A 20,694-nucleotide genomic window follows, 5' to 3' on the forward strand; every position below is an offset into this window, starting at 1 on the left:
CGGCGGGTGCGGTCCGACGGCGGCCCGGCGGTGCGGGCGACGCTGTCGACGCTAGGGACCGGGTGGTGCCGGGCGCGTCCGCTCGGAAGCGTACGCGCGCCCGGAACCGACCCCGAGCACGCGGGGTCGCGGCTCGGGGTGGTGCCCGGGACGCGGCGGTCTCGGAGTCGGGGTGGCGTGGGAAGGCGGGGTGGCGCGAGGAGACGTGGCGGCGCGACGAGGCGTGGTGGCGCGGGGAGCCGTCGGCTGGTCGGCCTCAACGGCGTCGGGCCGCGAGGAGACCGAGCGCCACGGCCCCCGCGAGCGCGCCCCAGGCCGCGTTGGTGAGCAGCATCGGGACGATCGCGACCGGGTGCGCGACGGGGCCCTGGAGCTCGCCGGTGAGGATCGGCGACAGCACGGCGCTGACGACCAGGGCGAGGACGCCGTAGGCGAGCCCGACGGCCACACCGGTCGCGAGCGGGTGCGCCGGGCGTGCGACGACGATCGCGACGACCCACACGACCGTGAGCACGAGGGTCGTGAGCAGGGGCGCGGCGGGCCGGCCGATCGCGTCGTCGAGGCCGGTGACGCTCAGGAGCGGTCGGACGAGCGCGAGCGCGCCGAGCCCGAGGACGAGCGGCCAGCTCAGCGAGCGGACGACCTGGCCGAGCGCGGGCCGGGCAGCGGGTGGGGTCGGGCGGTCGGGTCCGGGACCGGGAGTCGGGTTCATGCCCTCGACGCTAGGGAGCGGCGGTGCGGCGCCGCGTCCGCCCCGGCGCGCGACGCGGTGCGTCGTCCCGCGCCCCGCGCGTACGCGTCTCGACGTAGTCGACCCTGACGCGGACCCGCCCCGCGACGGACGCGCGTCGGGGTGGGTCTTCCTAGACTCGGTGAGCGTGACGTCCCCCGACATCCCGCACGACCAGCCCCCCGGGCCGCCGTCCGCGACCCGGCCGTCGCGCCCGTCGCCGCCGCCGTGGCTCGTCGACGCCCTGCTGGGGTTCGCCGTGCTCGACGTCGTCGCGTTCGCCATCGCGGCCGACGTCGGGGGCACGCGGGCCGACCCGTGGGTCGCGTACCCGATCGCCCTCGTGCTGGGGCTGCTGGTGCTCGGCCGGCGTCGCTTCCCCGTCGGGGTCCTCGTCGCGACCGCGCTCGTCATCTGCGCGTACTACACGCTCGACCTGCCCGCGATCGGCCTCGCCCTGCCCGTCTCGGTCGCCCTGTACTCGGCGGCCGTCGCGGGCCGGCTCGGGTGGGCCGTCGGGGTCGCGGCGGCGCTCGTCGTCGCCTCGACGTACTTCCGGCTCGCCGAGGGCGACGACGTCCGGTACGTCGTCGGCTACGAGCTGGCGACGACGGTGGCGCTCATGGCCGCGGCGATCGCCCTCGGGCACGGGTCGTTCGTCCGCCGGCAGCGCGACGAGCAGCGGCGCCACGCCGACGCGCTGCGCGACCAGACGCTCGAGCTCGAGGCCGCCGACCGGCTCGCGCACGACCGGGAGGCCGTCGCCCGGGACCTGCACGACGTCGTCGGGCACCACCTCGCCGTCGTCTCCCTGCACGCGAACGTCGCCCGCGAGGCCCTGGACGACGTGGACGCCGCCGGTGCGGCGGGGGCCGCCGCGCTCGCGACCGCACGGGCCGAGCTCGAGCTCGTCCGGACGGCGACGACGACCGCCCTGGCGGACCTGCGCGCCACGGTGCGCGCGCTGCGCGGGGCGGCCGCGCCCGCGGGGCTCGCGGACCAGGCGCGCATCGACCGGCTCGTGGACCTCGCGCGCACGGCTCGGGCGGCCGGGCTCGACGTCGCCCTGGACGTCGACCTGCCGTCAGGGACGGCCGACGGCACCGCCGCGGGTGCCGCGGCGTACCGGGTCGTCCAGGAAGGCCTGACCAACGTCCTGCGCCACGCCGGTGCGCGCGCCGCCGTCGTCCGCGTGGCGCTGGAGCGTTCGCCCGGTGCACCGGGCGACGTGCTCGCGGTCGAGGTGCGCGACGACGGCCACGGGGCACGGGGCGCGGGTGACGCCGCCGACCGTGGCGGGTTCGGGCTGCGCGGCCTGTGCGAGCGCGTCGCGGTCCTGGGCGGCACGGTCGAGACCGACACGCCCGACGGCGGCGGGTTCCGGCTGCGGGCGCGCGTGCCGGTCACGCCCGGCGACGGGGTGCGCGGGACGGCTTCCGTGCGGGCCCCGCGGTCCTCCGGCGGGGGTGCCGCGTGATCCGCGTCGTGCTGGTCGACGACCAGCCCCTCGTGCGGACGGGCATCCGCGCGCTGCTCGAGCGCGCGGACGACGTCGTGGTCGTCGGCGAGGCGGCCGACGGTCGCGAGGGCGTCGCGCTGGTGCGCCGCGCGCGCCCCGACGTCGTCCTCATGGACCTCCAGATGCCCGTGCTCGACGGGATCGCGGCCACGCGTCAGATCGTCGGCGACCCGGGCCTCGGCTCGGGGCAGCCGGACGGCGCGACGAGCGCGCCGGGCGCGGACGGTGCCGCGCCCGGACCGCGCGTCGTGGTCCTCACGACGTTCGACGACGACGCGAACCTCTTCGCCGCGCTGCGTGCCGGGGCGTCGGGCTTCCTGCTCAAGGACGCGAGCCCGGACGAGCTGCGCGGCGCGGTCCGCACGGCCGCCGCGGGCGACGCGCTGCTCTCCCCCGCGGTGACCGCGCGCGTCGTCGCGCAGGCCGTCGACGCGGGGAGGCGCGACGACGCGCTCGCCGCCGCGGTCGCGGACCGGCTCACGGACCGCGAGCGCGAGGTGCTCGCGCACGTCGGCCGCGGCCTGACGAACGACGAGATCGGCGCGGCCCTGTTCATGAGCCCGGCGACGGCCCGCACGCACGTGGGCCGCATCCTCGCCAAGCTGGGGGTGCGGGACCGGGCCGGTCTCGTCGTCGTCGCCTACGAGACCGGCCTGGTCCGCCCGGGCACCCCGCCCAGGTAGAGCCGAGGTCCGCGAGGTAGAGGCGTGGTCATGACCAGGGCTCTACCTCGCGCTACCACGGCTCTATCTCGCGACGGGAGGGGCCCACACCTCAGGCGTCGAGACCGCGGCGCGCGAGGAGCGGCGCGATGTCGGCGTCGCGGCCGCGCAGCTCGCGGAACGACCGCAGCGGGTCCTGGGAGCCGCCGCGCGCGAGCAGCACGCGGCGGAAGCGCTCGCCGTTCTCGCGCGACAGGCCGCCGTTCTCGCGGTACCACTCGACGGTGTCGGCGTCGAGCACCTCGGACCAGATGTAGGAGTAGTACCCGGCCGCGTACCCGCCGCCGAACACGTGGTTGTAGTACGTGGTGCGGTAGCGCGGCGGGACCGGCGCGAACGCGACGCCCGCCGCGTCGAGCGCGGCCGCCTCGAAGGGCACGACGTCCGCCTCGGACGACGGCACGCCGTCGGGCCCCACCTGATGCCAGGCCTGGTCGAGCAGCGCCGCGGCGAGGTACTCGGTCGTCCCGAAGCCCTCGTTGAACTGGCGCGAGGCGAGCATCGTGTCCACCCACTCGGCCGGCATCGGCTCGCCCGTGACGTGGTGCACCGCATAGGAGCGCAGGATCGACGGCTCCCACGCCCACATCTCGTTGACCTGCGAGGGGTACTCGACGAAGTCGCGCGGCACCTCGGTGCCGGACTGCGACGGGTAGCGCACGTCGGAGAACAGGCCGTGCAGCGCGTGCCCGAACTCGTGGAACAGCGTGATGACCTCGTCCCACACGAGCAGCGTGGGCTGGCCCGCCGGCGGCTTGACGATGTTGAGGTTGTTCACGACGACCGGCTTCTGCCCGAGCAGGTGGTTCTGGTCGACGAGGTTGTTCATCCACGCCCCGCCGCGCTTGGACTCGCGCGTGTACCAGTCGGCGAGGAAGAGGCCAAGACCCTGGCCCGGCTCGCCCGGCGTCTCGGCGTCGAAGACCTCGAACACCCGCACGTCCGGGTGGTAGCCGACGAGGTCGTGGCGCTCGGCGAACGAGACCCCGAACAGCTGGCCCGCGGCCCGGAACACGCCGTCGTGCACGACGCGCTCGAGCTCGAGGTAGGGGCGCAGGAGGGCGTCGTCGAGCGCGTACCGGTCCTTGCGCACGCGCTCGGCGTAGAACGACCAGTCGGACGCGCGCAGCGTCGCACCCGGCTCGTCGGCCCGCAGCGCGGCCTCGAGGTCGGCGGCCTCGCGCCGCGCGTTCGCGACGGCCGCCGGGGCCAGCCGCGAGAGCATCGCGTCGACGGCCTCGGTCGTCTTCGCGGTCGCGTCCTCCGCGACGTACGCGGCGTGGTGCTCGTACCCGAGCAGGCGCGCGCGCTCGGCACGCAGGCGCACGGTCTCCAGCACGATCTCGCGCGTGTCGTGGTCGTCGCCGGTCGCCCCGCGCGACTCCGACGCCTGCTGCACGCGCTCGCGCACGTCGCGGCGCGCGAGCGAGGCGAGGACGCCCTGCTGGGTGGGGAGCTGCATCTCCAGGAGCCACGCTCCCTCGTGGCCGCGCGACGCCGCGGCGGCCGCCGCCCCCGCGAGGGCGTCCTCGGCGAGGCCGTCGAGCTCGGCGCGGTCGGTGACGAGCACGCTCGCCGCGTTCGCTCCGGCGAGCAGCTTGCGGCCGAACGCGGCCTCGAGCGTGGTCAGGCGGCCGTTCAGCTCGCGCAGGCGCGCCTGCTGCTCGGCGTCGAGCTCGACGCCCGAGCGGCGGAACCGGACGAGCAGCGTGTGCAGCAGCCACGCGGCGTCGGGCTCGAGGGTCTGCTCCCCGGCGTCGACCGCGGCCTGGAGCGCGCGGGCGCGCGCGTAGAGGCGCGCGTCCATGTAGATCGCGTCGTGGTGCGCCGCGAGCTCGGGCGCGAACTCCTCCTCGATCTGCTCCAGCCCGGGCGTCGCGTCGGCCGAGAGCTGGTTGTAGAACGCGTTCAGCACGCGCGCCAGGTCGCGACCCGACCGCTCGAGCGCCGCGAGGACGTTCGCCTCGGTCGGGAGCGCGTCGTCGGTCGCGACCGCCTCGATCGCGGCACGCTGGGCCGCCGTCGCGGCGCGCAGCGCGGGGAGGTAGTGCTCCTCGCGGATCGCGTCGTAGTCGGGCAGCTCGTACGGCAGCGCGGAGGCCGCGGCGAACGGGTTGGCGGGATCGAGGTCGATCAGGGCGGAGGCGACAGCGGGCGCGGAGGTGGGCGCGGGCGCGTCGGTGCGCGTCGTGGGCTCGGAGGTCATGGTGCCCATCTTGGCCCCGCGGCGGGCGCGACGGAAACGCATTCGCGGACGCTGTGGGTCACCGGGTGGGCGGTTCGTCAGGCGGCGCGGCCCGACGACGGCGCGTCCGCCGGCCACGGCTCGTTCGGCTCGCGCGGGTCCTCGGGCAGGAGCGTGCCGAGCCACGCGTCGCGCCGCTCGCCGCGCTGGAGCGCGAACCCGCGCACCGTGCCCTCGACCCGGAAGCCGAGCCGCCAGGCGGTGCGCCGCGAGGGCCAGTTGCCGACGTACGCCTGCCAGAAGAGCCGCGCGAGGCCCGCGCCCTCCGCGTCGAACGCCCAGTCGACGACGAGCCGGCACGCCGAGGTCATGAGACCGCGGCCCCGCGCCTCGGGAGCGGTCCAGTAGCCGATCTCGGCCGAGCGTCGCCCCTCGGGCGCGTCGTCGAGGCTCAGGCCGATCATGCCGAGGAGCCGCCCGACGCCGTCGGGGCCGGGGATGCCCGACGGGCCGGCGCTCTCGCGCACCCCCCACGTGAGGACGTCCCCGCGCTCCCACCCGGGACCCACGTACTCCTGGACGAACTGCACCGCGTCCTCGCGCGCGTACGGCGACGGCACGACCGTCCACGCGGCGACCTCCGGGTCCTGGCACGCGGCCGTGATCGCGTCGACGTCGTCGGGGGTCGGGGTGGACAGGTGGACGCGACCGTCGTCGAGGGCGAAGGGATGCACCGCCCGAGCCTGGCACGTCCCGCCGCGCGTCGTCACCCGCTTTCGCCCGCGTCGTCCACGACGCCCGGTCTCCGACGGACGCGGCCGGTCACGGACGCAGGGCGTCCTCAGCCGGCGTCCACGGCAGGTGGTGCGCCGCCGCGACGGCCTCGTTGAGGAGGACTCCGCGGTGGGTGGACGCTCCCGCTCGGAGGATCGGGACGTCCCGCACCGCGTCCACGCCTCCGTCCGCGAGCGCCGTGAGGTAGGGCAGGGTCGCGCTCGTCAGCGCGAGCGTGCTCGTCACGGGGACGGCGCCCGGCATGTTCGCGACGCAGTAGAACGTCGTGCCGTGCACGGCGAAGGTCGGGTCGTCGTGGGTCGTGGGACGGGAGCCCTCGAAGCACCCGCCCTGGTCGACCGCGACGTCCACGAGGACCGCGCCGGAGCGCATGCGCGCGACGAGGTCGTCGGTGACGAGCCGCGGGGCACGCGCGCCCGCCACGAGCACGGCTCCGACGACGAGATCGGCCTCGAGCACCTCGCGCTCGATCGCATACGCGCTCGACACGACGGTGCGCACGTGGCCGGAGAACTCCTGGTCGACGGCGCGCAGCACGGGCAGCGACAGGTCGACGACGGTGACCTCGGCGCGCATGCCGACGGCGATCTCGGCCGCGTTGCGGCCCGCGGTCCCGCCCCCGAGGACGACGACGCGTCCGGGCCGCGTGCCCGGCACCCCGCCGAGGAGGACGCCGCGGCCGCCCGCGGGCCGCTGGAGGAGCCAGGAGCCGACCTGGGTCGCCATGCGCCCGGCGACCTCGCTCATGGGCGCGAGCAGCGGGAGCGTGCCGTCGGGCGCCTGCGCCGTCTCGTACGCGACGGACGTCGTGCCCGCGTCGAGCAGGGCACGCGTGCAGTCGCCGTCGGCCGCGAGGTGCAGGTAGGCGAAGAGCAGGAGGTCGTCGCGCAGGAGCGCGTACTCGCTCGCGACCGGCTCCTTGACCTTGCAGACGAGCTCGGCCTCGCCCCACACCTCCTCTGCGGTCGGCACGATGCACGCGCCGGCACGCTCGAACTCGGCGTCGGGCAGGTGGGAGCCGGTCCCGGCCCCGGACTGGACGAGCACGTCGTGCCCGGACCGCACGAGGTGGTGGGCGCCGGCGGGGGTGAGCGCGACGCGGTCCTCGTGGTTCTTGACCTCGGTGGGTATGCCGATCCTCATGGTCCAGTGTGGTCGCACCACCCCGCTCCGCGCAGGGTGGCAGGATCTTGTCGGAGCGTGTCCTTCCAGCCGCTCGTTCCGGGAGCGCCGTGCGGCCAGGGTAGAGCGCGTGAACACGACACCTCTCGCGACGCCGCGCACCGCCACGGACCACGGCGCGACGACGAGCGACGCTCTCTCGCGCGAGCACCCGCCGTCGGGCACCCTGGGTCTCGCGCGCGGCAGCGCCCTGTACGTGGCGAGCGTGCTCGGCACGGGCGTGCTCGCGCTCCCCGGGCTCGCCACGCGCGCCGCCGGACCCGCGTCCGTCCTCGCCGTCGCCCTGGTGCTCGTCGCGAGCATCCCGCTCGCCGGCACGTTCGCGGCGCTCGCCGCGCGGCACCCGGACCGGGGCGGCGTCGCGAGCGCGGTGCGCGCGGCTCTCGGCCCGACGGCGGCCCGCGCCACGGGCTACTGGTTCTATCTCGGCGTGTGCGTCGGCGTCCCCGTCGTGGCAGTGCTCGGCGCGGAGTACGTCGTCGCGGTCGTGGGCGCGGACCGCGGCGTCGTCCCCGTCGTGGCCGTCGCGCTCGTCGTCGTGCCGGCGGTCGCCGTGGCGCTCGGGATCCGCGTGGCCGGCGCCGTGCAGCTCGGGCTCACGTCCCTGCTGCTCGCCGCCGTCGTCGTGGTGGTCGCGGTGGCGGCGCCCGCCGCGACCACCGAGCGGTTCACGCCGTTCCTCAGCGAGGGGTGGTCCGGCGTCGGCTCCGCGGTGAGCCTGTTCGTCTGGGCGTTCGCGGGCTGGGAGGTCGGCACGCACGTCTCGGCCGACTTCCGCGACCCGCGCCGCACCATCCCCGCCGCGACGGGCGTCGCGCTCGTCGTCGTCGGCGTCGCCTACCTCGCCCTGCAGGTCGCCACGGTCGGCGTGCTCGGCACCGGGGCCGGCTCCGGCACCGTCGCGCTGCTGGACCTCGCGCGCACGGGCGCGCCCGCTGCGGGGCCCGTGGTGGTCGGCGTCGTGGCGGCGATCGTCACGTCCGGCGTGCTCACCGCCTACCTCGCGGCGTTCGCCAACCTCGGCCAGGCGCTCGCACGCGACGGCGACCTGCCGCGCCCGCTCGCCGCGCTCTCCGGCCGCGCGGGCGTCCCGCGGCGCGCGCTCGCCGTCACCCTCGTGCTCAGCGCGGGCTACCTCGCGCTGCTCGTCGCCACCGGCCTCGACCTCGAGCCGTTCGTCCGGGTGCACACGAGCTGCATGGTGGCGGTGTACGCGCTCGGGATGCTCGCCGCGCTGCGGCTGCTCCCCCGCCGCACCGTCGGCTGGTGGCTCGCCGCCGTCGCGACCGTCCTCACGGGCGTCCTGCTCGTCCTGGCCGGCGCGTCGCTCGTCGCCCCGGCCCTCCTCGCCGTCGGTGCCGTCACGGTCACGCTCGTGCGGCGCCGGCACGCCACGTCCTGAGCGCGCCGGCGGGCCACGAGAATCGCCCTCCCTGCCCGTTCCCCGCCGCGGCGCCGTCCGCTACGGTCGACGGCATGCCCACGTGGACGGACCCGGGCCCGGTGGAGTTCGACGCCGTCGTGATCGCCGCCGGGACGCGCTCGGGAGCGTTCGTCGCGCTCCCGTACGACGCCGTCGACCTGTTCGGCACGCGCGGCCGGGTCCCCGTCGTCGCCGAGGTCGACGACGTGCGGTACCGCGCCTCGCTCGTCGCCTACGGCGGCCCGCACCTGCTCGCCGTCCTCCGGTCGGTGCGTGCCACGACCGGCAAGGGCGTCGGGGACACCGTGCACGTCTCCGTCCGGCTCGCCGCGGAGGTCTCGGCGGTCCCCCGGTAGGTCCGACGCCGCCCGGATCCCGCGGGGTCGTGCGGATCAGCCGGCGGCGTCCTCGGCCGTGCCCGCCGACCCGGGCAAGGCATCACCGAGCGCGATCTCCTTCGCCGTCGGCAGCTCCTCCTCCATGGGAGGGTCCTTGTGCCGCAGGTGCGAGAACACCGACCACGCGACGGCGACCAGCGGCACGGAGACGACCGCCCCGAGTATCCCCGCGAGCAGCGTCCCGGCGGTCACCGCGATCGCCACGACGACCGGGTGCAGCGACACCTGCTTGCCCATGACGAGCGGCTGGAGGATGTGGCCCTCGAACTGCCCGATGAGGGCGATGCCGATCGTCACCGCGAGCGCGATCCACAGGCCCTTCGCGGCGAGCGCGACGATCGCCGCGATGATCATCGCGAGCGGCGCGCCGATGATCGGGATGAACGCGCCGATGAAGACGAGCACCGCGAGCGGCGCGGCGAGCGGCACGCCGAGGATCCCGAGGAAGATGCCCGCGAGGATGCCGTCCGTCAGGGCGATGATCACGGTCCCGCGCGCGTAGCCCGAGAACGTGTACCAGCCCGCGCCGCCCGCGATCTTCCAGCTGTCGCGCGAGCGTGACGGCAGCTGGTTGAGGAACCACGTCCACATGTCCTTGCCCTTGGCCAGGAAGAACACGGTGCAGAAGATCGCGAGGGCGATCGCGGCGAACGCCTCGAACACCGAGCCGGCGCTCGCGGCCGCCTGGCTCGCGATGTCGCCGCCGTGCTCGGTCAGCCACTGCCGACCGTTCTCGATCCAGCTGTTGACGTCGTCCGCGGTGATCGTCACCGGCAGCGGGCCGTTCTCGAGGAACTCGAAGATCTGGTCGATGCCGTTGCTGAACTGGTCCGCGAGGCTCTGCCACTGGCCCGCGACCGAGGTGATGACGTACGTCAGCAGCCCAGCGATGAACAGCAACGCGGAGAAGATCGCCAGCCCCGTCGCCAGCCCTCGGGGCATGACCTTCGCGTAGAAGTCGGTGACGGGCCGCAGGACCGACGTGATGACGAGGGCGAGGAAGACGGCGACGAAGACGAGCTGCACCTGCGCCGTCGCGAAGAAGATGAGCGCGACCGCCGCGACGATCATGAGCAGGCGCCACGACCAGCCCGCCGTCGTGCGCAACCACGCGGGCACCGACTCGTCGTACCCGACGACCGACGGGTTGCGTCGCGCCCCGGCGACCTTCCGCGCCGCGCTCGACGCCCCCGCGAGATGCTTCACCGACGCTGCCGAACGGTCCGAGCCGGAGCCCGGTCGTGGGGTGGGGACCGCTGCCGCCGGTCGCTGCTCGTCCGTCACACGTGCCTCCGCCCGGTCGTGGCCCTCATCCGCCCAGTCTGCCCCAGGTCGTCCCCCCACGCCGGGTTGCCGCACCGGGCCGTCGTCCCACGTCGGCCCGGTGCCGACCGGCGACCGCGATGTGAGGACCACGCCCGAACCGTGCTATGTTTTTCCCCGCACCGGAACGGCGGAAACGCCGGGAAGGTCCACTCGTCCGGGTGGCGGAATGGCAGACGCGCTAGCTTGAGGTGCTAGTGCCCTTTATCGGGCGTGGGGGTTCAAGTCCCCCTCCGGACACTCTGTGAACGGCCCCTGCACTGCGGAGACGCAGGGCGGGGGCCGTCCTCGTTCGCCGCCCGCCGGTGGCACCTCGCGCACCCACCCGTGCCGGCCGGCCGGCCACGAGCGTGTCGAAGAGCCAGGTCGCCTCCGGAGCCGCCGCGGGTTCGCGCACCGTCTGGCGGCCCGACCGGTACGTCCGCTCGGACGCGGCGGCCGTGCTGCCCGCGTCCTGCCGCGACCCGTCGGCACGCCCGACGTTCGAGAGTCGTCCAACGCCTCGGGGCTCCCTGCGGGTCGGGTACCGGCCTTCCGGCGTCCGGAACCCCGGAGTACGCACCCGTGCAGGCGGGACCTTCGACCCTGGGGCCAGGACCGCGGCCGCAGAATCCTGAAGGCATCGACGACGATCGGAGCCCTCATGAATCGCCTGGTGATCCTCGGGGCCGGCACCGCAGGGACGATGGCGGCCAACCGTCTACGACGCCGCCTGCCGCGCGACTGGTCCGTCACCCTCGTCGACCGCGACGACATGCATCTGTACCAGCCAGGCCTGTTGCTCCTCCCCTTCGGTGTCTACGAGCCGCACGACCTGCTACGGCCTCGTGACCGCTTCCTGCGCGACGGCGTCGAGCTCGTCCTCGCGGAGGTCGAGCGCGTCGACGCCGACGCCTCGCACGTCCGTCTCCGCGACGGCCGCAGCCTGGGGTACGACCTGCTCGTGATCGCGACCGGTACCTCGCCGCGTCCCGACCAGACCCCCGGCATGACGGGCGCAGCGTGGCGAGGCAGCATCTTCGACTTCTTCACGCTCGACGGCGCGCTCGCGCTGCGAGACGCGCTCGCCCGATGGCCCGGCGGCCGGCTCGTCGTCCACGTCACCGAGATGCCGATCAAGTGCCCGGTCGCCCCGCTCGAGTTCTCGTTCCTCGCCGACGCGTTCTTCGCCGAGCGCGGGACGCGCAGCAGGGTCGACCTCACCTATGCGACGCCGCTCGAGGGGGCCTTCACCAAGCCGGTCGCCTCGGAGCACCTGGGCGCGATGCTCGCCGAGCGGGACATCGCCGTGGAACCGGACTTCGTCGTCGACCATATCGACCCGGACTCGCGGCTCCTCGTGTCCGTGGACGACCGCGAGATCCCGTTCGACCTGCTCGTGACCGTGCCACTGAACATGGGCGACGAGCTCGTCGCGCGCTCAGGTCTGGGTGACGAGCTCAACTACGTGCCCGTGGACAGGTACACCCTGCAGTCTCGCGCGCACGCCGACGTGTTCGCGATCGGGGATGCCAACGACATCCCCGCCTCGAAGGCCGGGTCGGTGGCGCACTTCTCCATGGACGGCTTCGTGGAGAACGTCGTCGACCACGTCCGCGGGCGGCCCATGACGCACCGGTTCGACGGCCACGCCAACTGCTTCGTGGAGTCGGGACACGGCAAGGGCCTGCTCATCGACTTCAACTACGACACCGAACCGCTGCCCGGGGTCTATCCGTACCCGCGGATCGGCCCGCTCAGCCTGCTCAAGGAGACCCGCGCCAACCACCTGGGAAAGCTCGCGTTCCGGCACCTGTACTGGAACGTGCTGCTCCCCGGACGGTCGATGCCCGTCCCGTCCCTGATGTCCATGGCCGGCAAGGAGACTGCCGGCACCCCGGGGAGGTAACCGTGCCCACGATCCAGATCCACGACAAGACCGTCCACGTCGACGACGAGGGATTCCTCACCGAGTTCGGCGAGTGGGACGAAGACGTCGCGCGCGTCCTGGCGCAGCAGATCGGCGTCGAGATGTCCGACCGGCACTGGGACGTCGTGCGCTTCCTGCGCCAGGACTACGCCGAACGTGGCGAGACCGCGACCACCCGGCGCGTGGGCGTCGTCGGCCACGTCCCCGTCAAGGAGCAGTTCGCGCTGTTCCCGAAGAAGCCCGGCAAGAAGATGGCCTACGTCGCCGGGCTGCCCAAGCCGCACGGCTGCGTCTGAGAGGTCACCATGACCACCACCGACCGTCCCTCCGTCGCCCTCGTCCCGAACTTCGACGACGACGACGCGGCGGGCCGCAAGCTCGCCATCATCTGTTCCAAGGGCAATCTCGACATGGCCTACCCGGGCCTGATCCTCGGCAACGCCGCGCTCGGCGAGGGCGTCGAGACCCACCTGTTCTTCACGTTCTGGGGCTTCGACATGATCATGCGCTCGCGCGCGGACGACCTGTCGTTCTCCCCGGTCGCGAACACCGCGATGCATCTGCCGATCAAGGACGTGCGCCTCCCGCAGGCGCTCGCACCGGTGCCCGGGATCAGCGCCATGACGACCCGCATGATGAAGAAGCAGATGGAGGATCTCGGCATCCCCCCGGTACCGGAGTTCCTCGACCAGATCGTCGCCGCCGGCGGCCACCTGTGGGCCTGTCGGCTCACGGCCGAGATGCAGAAGCTCGACGCCTCCGACTTCCGCGAGGACATCGAGGGCGTGATCAGCGCCGCCGACTTCATCGACAAGACGGCGGGCGCGCAGCTGCTGTTCATCTGAGCCCGCCGGTCGCGGAAGCGAGGTCGACGCCGTGCGCCGCTGGATCGTGCTCTGCGCCACGGCCGAGGCGGTCGGGATGACGGCCTCGGCCGCCGCCGCACGCGCCGCCACGGCGCTCGTCACGGCGGGCAGGAGCAGCGTGCTGGCGTGGACGGTCGTGGTTCTCGGAGGGCTCCTCGAAGGCACCGCTCTGGGACTCGCCCAGCGAGCCGCGCTCACCTCTGTCGCGCCCACGCTGAACCGGCACCGGTGGCTCCTGGTGACCGTCGTCGTCGCGGGGCTCGGGTGGGCGGCCGGCTCCGCGCCCTCGGTCCTCGCCACGGACGACGGCGCGACCGCACCGGGACCTGTCGCCGCGCTGGGTGGTGCCGCCGCTCTCGGCCTCGTCATGGGTGCGGTCCTCGGCGCGGCTCAGGCCTGGGTGATACGACCGGCCGCCCAGCACCCGTGGCGCTGGGTCGGGATCAGCGCGGCGGCGTGGACCCCCGCGATGGCCGTGATCTTCACCGGTGCGAGCATCGCCCCGGCCGACTGGCCATGGGGGGCGGTCGCGCTCTTCGGGACGGCGACCGGCGCGGTCGCCGGTGCCGTGCTCGGCGCGGTGTGCGGCGCCCTCGCTCCCGCGCTGACGGCGCCGCAGCCGTCCCCCGCCGTCATCCGGACGGAGCCGAAGGGCTCTACCGGACCCCGGCGCACCCGCTCACCCTGAGAGGACGACGACCCACGACAGAGAGCAGCCCGCCGTTCCTCGTGCGGTGGTCCGACGACGGCTACGTGACGCTCTTCTTCCCCGGGCCTGACACGGTCGTCCACGACGGGACCGGCGACGACGTGGCGGCAGACACCACCGCGCGCACTCCCGCGTGAGACCCTGGCGACGTGATCAGGCGTGGCAGCCTCACGGCGTCAGCACCGCCGCGGCACGGACGGAGTCTGGTGTGAAGGACGACACGCGGGTCTTGATCGTCGAGGACGACCGCCAGCTTGCGCGGATGCTCGCGGAGATCCTCGTCGGCGAGGGCTACGTGGTCGACGTCGCGCACGACGGACAGCGCGGCCTGCACCTGGGGCTGACCCAGGAGTACGACCTGCTCGTGCTCGACCGTGGCCTGCCCGCGATCGAGGGTCTCGACCTGTTGTCGCGGCTGCGCTCGCGCGGCGTCCTGACCCCGGTGCTCGTCCTGTCGGCGCTGGGCAATCCTGCCGACCGGGTGGTGGGCCTGGACGCCGGGGCGGAGGACTACGTGGGCAAACCGTTCGACGTCGAGGAGCTCTTGGCTCGTCTCCGCGCCCTGCGCCGCCGCACCGAGGCCTCCCCGTCCGGCTCGGGTGTCGTGCGCCTGCCCGGTGGCACGTTCGACGCGGCGTCTCGGCGGGTGACGACCGACGACGGGACCACGGTCGACCTCTCGTCCCGTGAGTCGGTGCTCGCTGAGCTCCTGGCTCGGCATCCCCGCCAGGTCTTCCGTCGCGAGGATCTGCTGCACCGGGTGTTCCCCGACGCGACCGACCCCGGGGTGGTGGACACCTACGTCTACTACCTGCGCCGCAAGCTCGGGCGTCAGGTGGTCGAGACCGTGCGGGGCCTCGGGTACCGGTGGGGCGAGCTGTGATCACGGGCGCCGAGCGCGACCTCCTGCGGCGCACGAGCAGGCGACTCGCGATCCAGACGGGCCTCCTCGTGCTCGTGAGCCTGCTCGTGGTGGCGGCCGTCGTGCTGGTCGTCGTGACGCGCGCGCTCGGCGAGGCGGACGACCGGCGGCTGGAGTCGGCCGCGGCGTCGATCGACGACGTCGCCGACGCGGGCCGGGGGGTCTGGGTCGCCGTGGCCTCGCCGCGCGGAGTCGAGGTCTCGCCCGGGATGCCGTCCGGCCTCCCCGACCTCGACCTCGTCGAGCAGGTGGCCCGCACCGGGACGAGCACGCACGAGCGGGTCACGACGTCCGCAGGCACGTTCGAGGTGCTCACGGTGGGCCGGAGGGAGGGCGTGGTCCAAGCGGTCCTCGACCCGTCCGAGACGCGCGAGGAGCTCGCGCGACTCCTCGCCGCGCTCGGCGTCGCGACGGCCGTCGGCGTCGTGCTCGCCACGGTGGGGGGCTGGTGGCTCGGGCGCCGCGCGGTCCTCCCGACGGCGCAGGCCCTCGCGATGCAGCGGCGCTTCGTGGCCGACGCGAGCCACGAGCTGCGGACCCCTCTGACCCTGCTCTCGACGCGCGCGCAGCTCCTGCGCCGTCGGCTCGAGCGACCGGGCCCAGGGATGCCGGAGCAGGTGGCGCGCGACGTCGAGGGGCTCCTCGAGGACACGGCCGCGCTGAGCGACGTGCTCGACGACCTGCTGACGGCCGCGGACACGCGGTCCGTGGACCTCGTCCCCGTCGACCTCCCCGCGCTGGCCGACGCCGTCGTGCGCTCCGCCGAGGCGCGCGCGGCGGCGCGCTCCGTCGCGCTGCGGCGCACGGGGACGGACGACCTCACGGTCGCGGGGGCGCCAGCCGCGCTGCGCCGCGCGCTCGTCGCGCTCGTGGACAACGCGGTCGACCACGCGGCGCACGAGGTCGTCGTCACGGTGCGGCGCGCCGGGTCGGCCGCACAGGCGCTCGTCGACGACGACGGCCCCGGTCTGCCCGCGGACGCCGGGGACCTGTTCGCGCGCTTCGCCTCACGACGCGGGCCGTCCGCCGACGAGGACGGGCGCCGCCACTACGGGCTCGGGCTCGCGCTCGTCGCGGAGGTCGCGGCCCAGCACGCCGGCACCGTGGAGGCGACGAACCGCCCCGACGCGCCGCACGGGGCCCGTCTCGTGCTCACGCTGCCGCTCGGCCCGCCGGCCCGCCGCTGACGACCGTCCCGTCCGGGAGGACGGCGAGCACGAGGGCGGCCCCCTGGTCCACCGCCCACTCGACCCCCTCCTCGCCCAGCGCGAGGACGCTCGTCGCGAGGACGTCGGCGGTCGTGAGGTCGGGCGCGACGACGGTCGCCGAGAGGAGTCCGCGCGCGGCGCCCCCCGTGCGCCCGTCCCACACGTGGAGACCGCGCTCGTACGTCCCCGACGTCGCCACCGCGCCGTCGTGCAGCTCGACCCGCGCCACGAGCTCGCCCGCGAGCGCCGGGGAGCGCACGCCCACCACCCAGGGTCGGCCGGGCTCCGGCCCGCCACGGACGGCGACGTCCCCGCCGGCGTTGAGGCACAGGTCGGAGAACCCTGCGGCGACCAGTCGGTCCACCGCGCGTTGCGCGGCCCAGCCCTTGACGACGCCGTCGGTGTCCAGGGTGCCGTCCTGCCGGTGCACGTCGAACGCGCCCCCGCTCGCGACGCGCGCCGCCTCCGCGAGGTCGAGCACCTCGCGCAGGTCCCGGGAGGGCCGCACGACGAGCCCGCGCCGGTAGCGGGACAGCTCGCTGTCCGAGCGTCGCCCGCTGAACCGCGCGTCCGCGGCGTGGAGCACCGCGAACGCCGCGCGGACCGCGGCCCGCGCGCGCTCGTCGTCGGGCGCGCGCAGGTCCAGCGACATCGGCAGGCCCATGACCGTCTCCGTCCGGCGCACCGTCAGCCCCGCGCGTCGATCGCGGCCTGGAGCGACTCGCGGTAGCCCTCGGAGGTGTAGGTCGCCCCGGACACGGTGTCGATGCGCGCGGACTGCGCCCGCACCGCCTCCTGCGCGAGCAGCGGCGTGGCGCGCGCGGAGATCTGGGAGCTCTCTCCCCCGCTGGGCGACCGCACGGTCTGCACCGCGTCGAGGTGCGTCCCGGTGAACGTCACCGCGACCTGCACCGGTCCGTACCGCGTCTGCACGACGGACCCCGTCACGGTCGCCCGCGTCGGGTCCGGCGTGCCGGTACCCGGCGTCGCCGGGGACGTGCCCGGGTCCGTCGAGCCCGCGGTGGAGGGAGCCGGCGTCGGGGTCGCGGGGGTCACGGGCTCCGACCCCGCGACGACGGCGGGACCACCCGACGCCGCGGACCCGTCCCCGGCGAGGCCCGGCACCCCGCCGTACCGCGCGAGCGCGGCGGCGCCGAGCGCGAGCACGCTGCCCGCGTAGACGATCGTCCCTCTCCAGCGGCGTCCGGTCATGACAGGCTCAGCTCCTCGTGGTGGACGGCGGACCGCGGCACGCCCGCGCGGCGTGCGGCGTCCTCGACGGTGGCGACCATCGCGGGCGGGCCGCACACGAACACGTCGCGCGACGCGATGTCGGGCACCAGGGCATCGAGCCGCCCCGGGCTCAGGGGGTCGTACCCGAGGTCGGCCCGGCGGCCCACGACGGGCAGGTACGTGAGGGGCGCGTCGGCGAGCTCGTGGCCGAGGCCGAGGTCCGCCCGGGACCGGGCGCGGTGCACGACGACGACGTCGTGCCCGCGCGCGACCAGGTCCTCCGCGAGCGCCCGCACGGGCCCGACGCCCGCTCCCCCGGCGACGAGCAGCACACCGCGGCGTCGGGCCCGCGCGGCGGTGAAACGGCCGAACGGCCCCTCGAGGAGCACGCGCGTCCCGGGCCGCAGGTGCGCCACCGCGCGCGAGTGGTCGCCCAGGCCGCCGACCGTGAAGCGCAGGTGCTCGCCGTCGGGCGCGACGGAGACCGAGTAGGGGTGGGCGGTGACGACGTGGCCCCGCGCGAGGAAGCGCACGAGGAAGAACTGGCCCGCTCGTGCCCCGACGTCCGCGAGCGCCGGACCCGACACCCACACGCTCGTCATCCCGCCGGCCTCCGGCACGACGGCGCTCACGCGCGGCGCGTCCCGGAGCACGCCGCGGAGGGGCAGCACCACGCGCCACGTGAGGAGGGCCGCAGCGGTGCCCGCGTAGAGGAGCACCCAGACGGCGCGGGCCGTCGGGTCGGCGACGAAGTGCGCGCCCGCCGTGACCTGGTGCGCGAACGTGAGGAACACCCCGGCGTACATCGTGAGGTGCACGAGGAACCATGCCTCGTACGACAGGTGTCGACGCACGAGGCGCGCGCCGGACGCCCCGACGACGACGAACAGGCCCGTGCCGACGAGCGCGGCCGTCATGTCCGGCTCCGCCAGCACGAGGGTCAGCGCCTGCCACCAGGACGCGGCCTGGGCCGGCAGTGCGGTCCCGGCGACCATGAGGAGCGTGTGCGTGAGGACGAGGAGCACGACGGTCGTCCCGAGGACGCGGTGCCACGCGACGAGCCGGTCCAGGCCCACCGCACGCTCGAACCAGGGGACGCGCCCGACGAGGAGGAGCTGCGCGCAGACCAGCACCGACGCGACGAGCCCCACCAGCTCCCCGGCCCCGGTGAGCGCACCGGCCGGCGTCGCGCCGGCGGACGGGGGCGTGCCCCGCCACCAGAACGCGACGACGAGCGCGAGGACACCGAGCAGGACCGCGCGCAGGGCGACCGCGCCCGGAGCGGGTGCGCCAGGGCCGCGCGGTGCACGGGCCTCGGCCCGGGGCGGGGTCTGGGCCGGTGTCCGGCGTGTCGTGAGGATGCTCATACGAGACAGCGTGGCCGCCGATTCTCAGAGCATTCTCGGAGGCGGTGCCCCGCGGTCGGACCTTCCGTCCGCGCGCGGGGCGGGTGGACGCCCGGTCTCAGCGGGACGACGCCGGCACGAGCGGCTCGGCGGCCCGGGCGGCGGACGCCGTCCGGGGCGGCCCGGGCGGTGTCTCGTCCCTGCCCGGGCGGGTGGCGAGCAGCGCCCACAGGATGCACGCGAGGTCGACGCCCTCCTGGAGCCACGCGCCCGCGAGCGCGGGGAGCCGCCCCGTCGCGGCCACGACCATGAGCATCCCGGACAGGGCGATCCCGATGCCGATGGCCTGCCACGCGACCCGCACGGTGCGGCGACCGATCCGCACGGCGCCGACCGTGCGCGCGAGGTCGTCGCGGACGACGACGGCGTCCGCGGTCTCGGTCGCCGCCGTCGAGCCCCGTGCGCCCATGGCCATGCCGACGTCGGCCACCGCGAGGACCGGGGCGTCGTTCACGCCGTCCCCGACCATCATCACGGGGCGCTCCGGCAGCCCGCGCACGGCGTCGACCTTGTCCTGCGGGAGGAGGCCGGCCCGCACGTCGTCGATGCCGACCGCGTCGGCGACGTACCGGGCGGTCGCCGCCGCGTCGCCGGTGAGCATCACCGTGGTGCGGACCCCCGACGCGTGGAGGGACGCGACCGTGGAGCGCGCCTCGGTCCGCAGCTCGTCCGCGAGGAACAGCGTCCCGGCGTACGCGCCGTCGACGCTCACGTGGACGGCGCTCCGGCCTGCTCCGGGGGTGGGCACCCCTGCTGGCTCCTCCGCGACGACGAAGCCGAGCCGGCCCACGGCCACGACGTGGCCGCAGACCGTCGCCCGCGCGCCCCGCGCGGTCTCCTCCACGGCGTCGCGCGCGGCGGGGAGGTCGAGGCCGCGTTCCTGGGCAGCGCGCACGACTGCAGCGGCGAGAGGGTGCACCGAGTACTGCTCGACGGCGGCCGCGAGGGCGAGGAAGCGGTCCGCGGGGAGGTCCCCCGCGGGACGGACCTCCACGACCACCGGCGCTCCGTGGGTCAGGGTTCCCGTCTTGTCGAACGCCACGGTCCGCACGCGGGAGAGCTGTTCGAGCGTGCCTGCCGACTTGACGATGATCCCCTTCCGGGCGGCGCGCGACATGCCGGACATGAAGGCGACCGGCGCCGCGATGATCAACGGGCACGGGGTGGCGACCACGAGCACCTCCGCGAAGCGCGCCGCCTCACCGCTCAGCGCCCACGCCGTGCCGGCGAGCACGAGGGCTACCGCCGTGAACGGCACCGCCACGCGGTCGGCGAGCCGGACGAACGGCGCTCTGGACGCCTGGGCCTGCTTCACGAGCTCGACGATCGCCTGGTACTGCGACCCCGCAGCCGTCGCGGTCGCCCGCACGCGCGCCGCAGCGCCGCCGTTGACCGAACCGGACAGGACCGTGTCCCCTCGTCGGTGCTCGACGGGGAGCGACTCGCCGGACAGCGACGACTCGTCGAGCACCGCCGCCTCGCTGAGCAGGACGCCGTCCACCGGGACGACCTCGCCCGGCCGTACCCACACCTCGTCGCCGGGGCCCACGTCGCCGACGGGGACGTCGGTGAGCGCGCCGTCCGGTGCGGACCGGTGGGCGACACGCGGCGCCGCGGCGAGCAGGTTCGACAGCTCGCGCCGGGCCCGCCCGTTCGCGTAGTCCTCGAGCGCCTCGCCACCCGAGAGCATGAGGCACACCACGAGTGCGGCCCAGTACTCCCCGACCAGCACCGTCGCGGAGACCGCCAGGACCGCCAGCATGTCCACGCCGTACAGGCCGGCACGGAGATCGGCCACCATGCCGCGCGCGGTGACCACGACGATCGCCGCCGCGAACGACGAGATCACGAGCTGCGCGGAGCCCGCCGGACCCGCTAGCTCGAGCAGCCCTGCGAGGCCGCCCACGGCCACCGTGGCCGTCACCCAGGGGTAGCGACGGACGGTCCGCGCCAGGTATCGGCGAGGACGAGTCATATCCCAGCAATAGCTCGAACCGGGGCGTCCGCCACAGGGGCGAACGACTCGTCGGCACAGGGCCTTGGACCGTGGGGGCGCGACGTCGACGCGGCGCCGCTCCGGCGGTCGCGCCCGGGCCGGATGGCGGCCGGAAGGGCAGAGCGGCCCTGGCGGTCGGGACGGCAGGTCCGCTTCCCTGGCGGTGGG

Annotated in this window: 20 protein-coding genes and 1 tRNA gene; 12 read left to right on the top strand and 9 right to left on the bottom strand. The window is 75.2% G+C overall.

Translation table 11 applies throughout. The features are described from left to right. Nucleotides 1-256: 256 nt before the first annotated feature. On the bottom strand, nucleotides 257-712 hold the full coding sequence (locus CCE02nite_RS02025; RefSeq protein ID WP_218027003.1) for a hypothetical protein: 456 nt from the start codon (nucleotides 710-712) through the stop codon (nucleotides 257-259). A gap of 166 nt (nucleotides 713-878) precedes the next feature. On the opposite strand from CCE02nite_RS02025, the gene CCE02nite_RS02030 reads away from it, so the two are divergent. Then, the gene (locus CCE02nite_RS02030) at nucleotides 879-2,207 is read left to right on the top strand and encodes a sensor histidine kinase (protein ID WP_218027004.1); all 1,329 of its coding nucleotides are present in this window, start codon (nucleotides 879-881) and stop codon (nucleotides 2,205-2,207) included. Next, nucleotides 2,204-2,932 (top strand): response regulator, encoded by a 729-nt coding sequence (locus CCE02nite_RS02035; RefSeq protein WP_141387710.1) that lies wholly within the window; start codon nucleotides 2,204-2,206, stop codon nucleotides 2,930-2,932. The genes CCE02nite_RS02030 and CCE02nite_RS02035 overlap by 4 nt, the downstream gene beginning before the upstream one ends. A gap of 91 nt (nucleotides 2,933-3,023) precedes the next feature. On the opposite strand, the gene CCE02nite_RS02040 is transcribed toward CCE02nite_RS02035, so the two are convergent. The 3 genes from CCE02nite_RS02040 to ald form a co-directional block, all read right to left on the bottom strand. Next, nucleotides 3,024-5,177 carry a M3 family metallopeptidase gene (locus CCE02nite_RS02040; protein ID WP_141387712.1) on the bottom strand — a complete coding sequence of 718 codons (2,154 nt, stop codon included), beginning with the start codon at nucleotides 5,175-5,177 and terminating at the stop codon, nucleotides 3,024-3,026. Between the two features lie 77 nt (nucleotides 5,178-5,254). Beyond that, nucleotides 5,255-5,890: a GNAT family N-acetyltransferase gene (locus CCE02nite_RS02045; protein WP_141387714.1), complete on the bottom strand. Its 636-nt coding sequence runs from the start codon at nucleotides 5,888-5,890 to the stop codon at nucleotides 5,255-5,257. Between the two features lie 88 nt (nucleotides 5,891-5,978). Next, a complete protein-coding gene (ald, locus tag CCE02nite_RS02050) occupies nucleotides 5,979-7,094 on the bottom strand; it encodes an alanine dehydrogenase (protein WP_141387716.1) in 1,116 nt (371 codons plus the stop codon). Between the two features lie 109 nt (nucleotides 7,095-7,203). On the opposite strand from ald, the gene CCE02nite_RS02055 reads away from it, so the two are divergent. Together CCE02nite_RS02055 and CCE02nite_RS02060 are read left to right on the top strand one after the other, a co-directional pair. After that, entirely contained in the window at nucleotides 7,204-8,535 is a 1,332-nt protein-coding gene (locus CCE02nite_RS02055; RefSeq protein ID WP_255318578.1) for an APC family permease, read from the top strand. Nucleotides 8,536-8,609: 74 nt separating this feature from the next. Further along, complete coding sequence (locus CCE02nite_RS02060) at nucleotides 8,610-8,912, top strand: DUF1905 domain-containing protein (RefSeq protein WP_082379867.1); 303 nt, start codon at nucleotides 8,610-8,612, stop codon at nucleotides 8,910-8,912. Nucleotides 8,913-8,948: 36 nt separating this feature from the next. Here CCE02nite_RS02060 and CCE02nite_RS02065 read toward each other — a convergent pair whose 3' ends face one another. Further along, entirely contained in the window at nucleotides 8,949-10,160 is a 1,212-nt protein-coding gene (locus CCE02nite_RS02065) for an AI-2E family transporter (RefSeq protein WP_141387720.1), read from the bottom strand. A gap of 272 nt (nucleotides 10,161-10,432) precedes the next feature. On the opposite strand from CCE02nite_RS02065, the gene CCE02nite_RS02070 reads away from it, so the two are divergent. The 8 genes from CCE02nite_RS02070 to CCE02nite_RS02100 all read left to right on the top strand — a co-directional run bounded on the left by CCE02nite_RS02070 (nucleotide 10,433) and on the right by CCE02nite_RS02100 (nucleotide 15,870). After that, nucleotides 10,433-10,517, top strand: a tRNA-Leu gene (locus tag CCE02nite_RS02070). Nucleotides 10,518-10,920: 403 nt separating this feature from the next. Further along, a complete protein-coding gene (gene sqr / locus CCE02nite_RS02075; RefSeq protein ID WP_141387722.1) occupies nucleotides 10,921-12,165 on the top strand; it encodes a type III sulfide quinone reductase, selenoprotein subtype in 1,245 nt (414 codons plus the stop codon). Nucleotides 12,166-12,167: 2 nt separating this feature from the next. Further along, nucleotides 12,168-12,482, top strand: a complete 315-nt coding sequence (locus CCE02nite_RS02080) for a TusE/DsrC/DsvC family sulfur relay protein (RefSeq protein WP_141387723.1) — start codon at nucleotides 12,168-12,170, stop codon at nucleotides 12,480-12,482. 9 nt (nucleotides 12,483-12,491) lie between these two features. Further along, the gene (locus CCE02nite_RS02085; RefSeq protein ID WP_141387725.1) at nucleotides 12,492-13,031 is read left to right on the top strand and encodes a DsrE/DsrF/DrsH-like family protein; all 540 of its coding nucleotides are present in this window, start codon (nucleotides 12,492-12,494) and stop codon (nucleotides 13,029-13,031) included. Nucleotides 13,032-13,062: 31 nt separating this feature from the next. Continuing rightward, complete coding sequence (locus CCE02nite_RS20860; protein WP_170227181.1) at nucleotides 13,063-13,740, top strand: hypothetical protein; 678 nt, start codon at nucleotides 13,063-13,065, stop codon at nucleotides 13,738-13,740. After that, nucleotides 13,635-13,898, top strand: a complete 264-nt coding sequence (locus CCE02nite_RS20720; RefSeq protein ID WP_255318579.1) for a DUF1918 domain-containing protein — start codon at nucleotides 13,635-13,637, stop codon at nucleotides 13,896-13,898. Before CCE02nite_RS20860 ends, CCE02nite_RS20720 begins: the two co-directional genes overlap by 106 nt. 71 nt (nucleotides 13,899-13,969) lie before the next feature. Next, nucleotides 13,970-14,644 (top strand): response regulator transcription factor, encoded by a 675-nt coding sequence (locus CCE02nite_RS02095; RefSeq protein WP_304363319.1) that lies wholly within the window; start codon nucleotides 13,970-13,972, stop codon nucleotides 14,642-14,644. Then, a complete protein-coding gene (locus tag CCE02nite_RS02100; protein WP_141387730.1) occupies nucleotides 14,641-15,870 on the top strand; it encodes a sensor histidine kinase in 1,230 nt (409 codons plus the stop codon). Before CCE02nite_RS02095 ends, CCE02nite_RS02100 begins: the two co-directional genes overlap by 4 nt. Here the strand turns inward: CCE02nite_RS02100 and CCE02nite_RS02105 are convergent. The 4 genes from CCE02nite_RS02105 to CCE02nite_RS02120 form a co-directional block, all read right to left on the bottom strand. Continuing rightward, entirely contained in the window at nucleotides 15,836-16,555 is a 720-nt protein-coding gene (locus CCE02nite_RS02105) for an FAD:protein FMN transferase (RefSeq protein ID WP_141387732.1), read from the bottom strand. The genes CCE02nite_RS02100 and CCE02nite_RS02105 overlap by 35 nt on opposite strands. Nucleotides 16,556-16,578: 23 nt before the next feature. Beyond that, on the bottom strand, nucleotides 16,579-17,103 hold the full coding sequence (locus CCE02nite_RS02110; protein WP_141387734.1) for an FMN-binding protein: 525 nt from the start codon (nucleotides 17,101-17,103) through the stop codon (nucleotides 16,579-16,581). Next, nucleotides 17,100-18,491, bottom strand: coding sequence for a ferredoxin reductase family protein (locus CCE02nite_RS02115; RefSeq protein ID WP_141387736.1), 1,392 nt, complete (start codon nucleotides 18,489-18,491; stop codon nucleotides 17,100-17,102). Before CCE02nite_RS02115 ends, CCE02nite_RS02110 begins: the two co-directional genes overlap by 4 nt. Nucleotides 18,492-18,588: 97 nt before the next feature. After that, nucleotides 18,589-20,454, bottom strand: a complete 1,866-nt coding sequence (locus CCE02nite_RS02120; RefSeq protein WP_255318580.1) for a heavy metal translocating P-type ATPase — start codon at nucleotides 20,452-20,454, stop codon at nucleotides 18,589-18,591. Nucleotides 20,455-20,694 lie beyond the last annotated feature (240 nt).

The sequence above is a fragment of the Cellulosimicrobium cellulans genome, from assembly GCF_006539945.1.
Lineage (GTDB): Bacteria > Actinomycetota > Actinomycetes > Actinomycetales > Cellulomonadaceae > Cellulosimicrobium > Cellulosimicrobium cellulans.

Excerpts from the sequence above, each read along its gene's own strand:
- CCE02nite_RS02025 (WP_218027003.1), bottom strand. The coding sequence starts at position 712 with ATGAACCCGACTCCCGGTCCCGGACCCGACCGCCCGACCCCACCCGCT.
- CCE02nite_RS02085 (WP_141387725.1), top strand. The coding sequence starts at position 12,492 with ATGACCACCACCGACCGTCCCTCCGTCGCCCTCGTCCCGAACTTCGAC.
- CCE02nite_RS02105 (WP_141387732.1), bottom strand. The coding sequence starts at position 16,555 with ATGGGCCTGCCGATGTCGCTGGACCTGCGCGCGCCCGACGACGAGCGC.
- sqr (WP_141387722.1), top strand. The coding sequence starts at position 10,921 with ATGAATCGCCTGGTGATCCTCGGGGCCGGCACCGCAGGGACGATGGCG.
- CCE02nite_RS02115 (WP_141387736.1), bottom strand. The coding sequence starts at position 18,491 with ATGAGCATCCTCACGACACGCCGGACACCGGCCCAGACCCCGCCCCGG.
- CCE02nite_RS02110 (WP_141387734.1), bottom strand. The coding sequence starts at position 17,103 with ATGACCGGACGCCGCTGGAGAGGGACGATCGTCTACGCGGGCAGCGTG.
- CCE02nite_RS02060 (WP_082379867.1), top strand. The coding sequence starts at position 8,610 with ATGCCCACGTGGACGGACCCGGGCCCGGTGGAGTTCGACGCCGTCGTG.
- ald (WP_141387716.1), bottom strand. The coding sequence starts at position 7,094 with ATGAGGATCGGCATACCCACCGAGGTCAAGAACCACGAGGACCGCGTC.
- CCE02nite_RS02040 (WP_141387712.1), bottom strand. The coding sequence starts at position 5,177 with ATGACCTCCGAGCCCACGACGCGCACCGACGCGCCCGCGCCCACCTCC.